Source organism: Rhodobacter sp. NSM (assembly GCF_052244495.1).
In the GTDB taxonomy this organism is placed as follows: domain Bacteria; phylum Pseudomonadota; class Alphaproteobacteria; order Rhodobacterales; family Rhodobacteraceae; genus Cereibacter_A.
In genome coordinates this window covers 1-3,062 of record NZ_JBQPXH010000040.1, presented here as the reverse complement: position 1 = coordinate 3,062, position 3,062 = coordinate 1, and the positions used below count along the sequence as shown (strand labels likewise).

Annotated in this window: 2 protein-coding genes and 1 pseudogene; all 3 read right to left on the bottom strand. The window is 55.2% G+C overall.

Features of this window, described 5'->3' with window-relative positions; translation table 11 throughout:
* Positions 1–281: 281 nt before the first annotated feature.
* The gene (locus ACTVZP_RS22070; protein ID WP_443214275.1) at positions 282–950 is read right to left on the bottom strand and encodes a hypothetical protein; all 669 of its coding nucleotides are present in this window, start codon (positions 948–950) and stop codon (positions 282–284) included.
* Positions 943–2,262, bottom strand: coding sequence for an AAA family ATPase (locus ACTVZP_RS22065; protein WP_443214274.1), 1,320 nt, complete (start codon positions 2,260–2,262; stop codon positions 943–945). Before ACTVZP_RS22065 ends, ACTVZP_RS22070 begins: the two co-directional genes overlap by 8 nt.
* A 493-nt stretch (positions 2,263–2,755) precedes the next feature.
* Positions 2,756–3,062: pseudogene (locus ACTVZP_RS22060) on the bottom strand (hypothetical protein); the annotation flags it as partial.

Sequence of the window (3,062 nt, the reverse complement as noted above, 5' to 3'; positions counted from 1 at the left end):
TGCTGCCCTTCATGCTCACGGCAGCATGGCCGGTAGCACTGAAGCGGCGGGCGGGGAGCGGTCTGTGAGGTTGCGGCACTGCATCCGCGGCAATTGGCGAAAGCGGCCATCCGCGACCTGCGTGTGCAGCGACGCAATGCGCAGGAAGCGTACCTATGAGCATGCTCCAATTTTAGAGCATTCCTGACCTCGCTCTGCGGCTCAAACTTCGGGCATGTTTGGCGTGACATTGCCGAAAGCAGAACTATAATGGTGGCCGCCGGCATACTCGCAGTGATTTCTTACCAATTGTCGCCAGGCTTCAACTTGTTCTGCCTGTATAATTCATAGGCCACAAAAGGCGACTCCCGCCGCAGAACTTTTAACGATATCTGGTTGTCCCAGTAATCTTCTGCGTGGGCTTCCCTATCTCGGCAAAAATCATTCAGGCCAAGGCGCCGTATTGTTTCATCAACCTTGGTGCGCTCAGCAGGGTCCAAGTCATCACTTGGCTTCACCTGAAACGTTAAAAGCTCTAGCTGGAATGAGTCTGGGGCAGCCAAGAATGGATCAACTACATCAGAAAAATTATTCTTCTTCGAGTTGATCCGAGAGCAGCACAGCCTATAGTTTCCCCACTGATACGCTCTCCGCCAGGAGGCAGACTTGGCGGCAAAGTGATCGACAGAACCTCCTCCGGTTACAGGGTGAATGCGCATACAAATATACGCACAGGTTTCATTGTAAGATTTCATTAGATCGGTCAGCGCTTCCCGCCAGTAGGGGGGGAATTTCTCCGGCGGAATGTCGCTGGCGTTGTCCGCAATCTTCTTGTAACTTTTTCCATGCGTTCGCTCATAGCTCTTTCCAGCCGTGCCCTTTCCGATCATTTCCGCAATAGCTCGCAAACCAGGCGTGGTCACCTTGCCCCTGAAGTCAGCGGGAGCTGGTGCTCTGTTTACTTTAAGCATCCCGCTTATCCCTAGTCTTTTGCACATTTTCCTTGAACTGCTCCCAGCGCACCCAGAAGCGATCTGTGTCGCTAAGTGCACCGAGCAACAATCGCTCAACGGCAACAATCTCATGATGTGATGGTGAGGGTTCTAGTGCCAGATTTTTCGCTCGACCTAGTGCGATTTCGGCCTGTTCGGACCGAGCTTCTTGGAGATCAAACGCCTCACTCTGCAGCCAACTAGCAACGTCTCCACGACGTACAAACTGCCGTTTTCGAAGGTGTACTTGTCCTTGCTCAAGGTCCAAATCGAACCAAGCATCTTTGTCTTTATCAAAGACACTTTCCATCGATGCCATAACTAGAGGCGAGTGAGTAGCGGCAATTATCTGAATAGACGCACCCTCATCCGCTGTGAGGGACTTGGCGACGTTCAGAAGCGCAGGAACTACTTTGCGCTGCCATCTGGGATGGAGATGAGCTTCAATCTCATCGAAAAGAAGAATTATTCTATTCGATGGGGTGCTTCCGATGTGTTCGCTAGCTCGAATATGTTCTCGCCATGACCATGCTAGCATGTACGATAGAGCAACTATCCTTCGAACACCTAGTGAGGCGAAAAGAATTGGCACCTCTTGGCCGTAGCCCATGTTAATCTTCGGTATATCGCGGGCATCTTCGACCGAAAGCCTCGCAAAGTCTCTGCACGGGGTCATGCTATTCGGATCGTCGTCCGGCGTAAGCGCTTTTAGCACTTTTTCCATCCTCTGAGCATCCGCTCCCGATTCCCTAATCCAGGAAGCCCAATCCGCAATTAATCCATTGATGATTTGCGTGTTGTGGGTCCCGCTCATTTCGCGCCGACCATTCCATACATCGCCTTGGCTAAGCACAAAAGCTGGAAGACGCTCTTGGATGTCAACGTTGCCCTTTTTAGTCCAGTAATTTCTGGACGGATCCCAAACGGAAAAGCCGCCGTCAGCCAAGGCATATATTACCAGCCCGGGATTCCATGGACGACCAGCGCGCCCCAACCAGGCCTCATCTTTTGGAGAGTATGTGCTTTTGTAGGAGACTGATTTTACCTTACTATCTAACTCAAAAGAAATTTCGGCGGGATCTTTGATTTTTGTGGGGCGCGCCGCATAACCCGATGTTAGGTCCCTATTTAACTCTTGCGGCCAGCGCCTTGTCAGCGCCCACCATGATACATCGAGGAGAAAGCTTTTGCCCAAGCCATTATCCCCGGTGATCAAATTCAGCCGAGGTGAAAGCTCCAAGCCCATTTCCGAAGATGGCCCGACGTTCCTCAGATGTACCGACTTGAGCATAAGGTCCTCTTCGTTCTTTCGGCCCTTTGGGGCGCTTTGGGTCACTCTATGTAGCTTGAGAGGTGAACGTCAAACGCGCAACTTGCCTCTTCCAGAGCGCCTACGCATGAGCTACCGGGTCGCGACGATCGGCAGGCTACCAGACGTCGCTGCCGTAAGTCGACTTGAGGTCCGTTGCTCGACAACTTGCTTACTTCTCTGCCTACCACCATCATGCGCCTCGCCGAAAGTTATCGCAGAATGGCGAGGCAGGGAGGTCTGCCCTCCTCTGGCGCCGCGCCGAGCATTACCGGCAGCTTCGGGCTGCTCAGTCCCCTCGCTGCAGCGCGTTCGACTGGCCGCTTCGGAGCCTGCACCGGAAGGGTCGACCGGCGGCTCAGGGCCGGGTGCATCGAGTGGCGCTCGGCGCGCCGTCACCTCCGCTACGGCCGCTTCCTGCGCATTGCGGTCATAGGAGCGCAGCTGATTGCCGCGCTCCGGACAAGCGATATGCTTACAGCTCGGCGGCTTGGGTCAGCCTGGACCGGACCAGCGCATCGAGCGTGTCCGCCGGCGGCGCCAGCTGCTGCAGCGCATCCGGTACCGATTTCTGGACATAGCTCGAGACGAAGTCCGTCGCCGCATCGGGGGCAAGCTTGCGGGCTACCGCGAGGCGCGCAGCGGTCATGATGGCCGAATGCAGCGCCTCGCGATGCCGGGCCTCGATTTGGATCCCGGTCCAGTGCTGGAAGCGGACTGTCGCGAACCCGATCAGCGCGGTCAGTGCCACGCCTGCGAGATCGAGTAGGCTTGGCGTCAGG

Bases quoted from the DNA above. Each gene is read 5' to 3' on its own strand.
- ACTVZP_RS22065 (WP_443214274.1), bottom strand. From the start codon at position 2,262: ATGCTCAAGTCGGTACATCTGAGGAACGTCGGGCCATCTTCGGAAATG.
- ACTVZP_RS22070 (WP_443214275.1), bottom strand. From the start codon at position 950: ATGCTTAAAGTAAACAGAGCACCAGCTCCCGCTGACTTCAGGGGCAAG.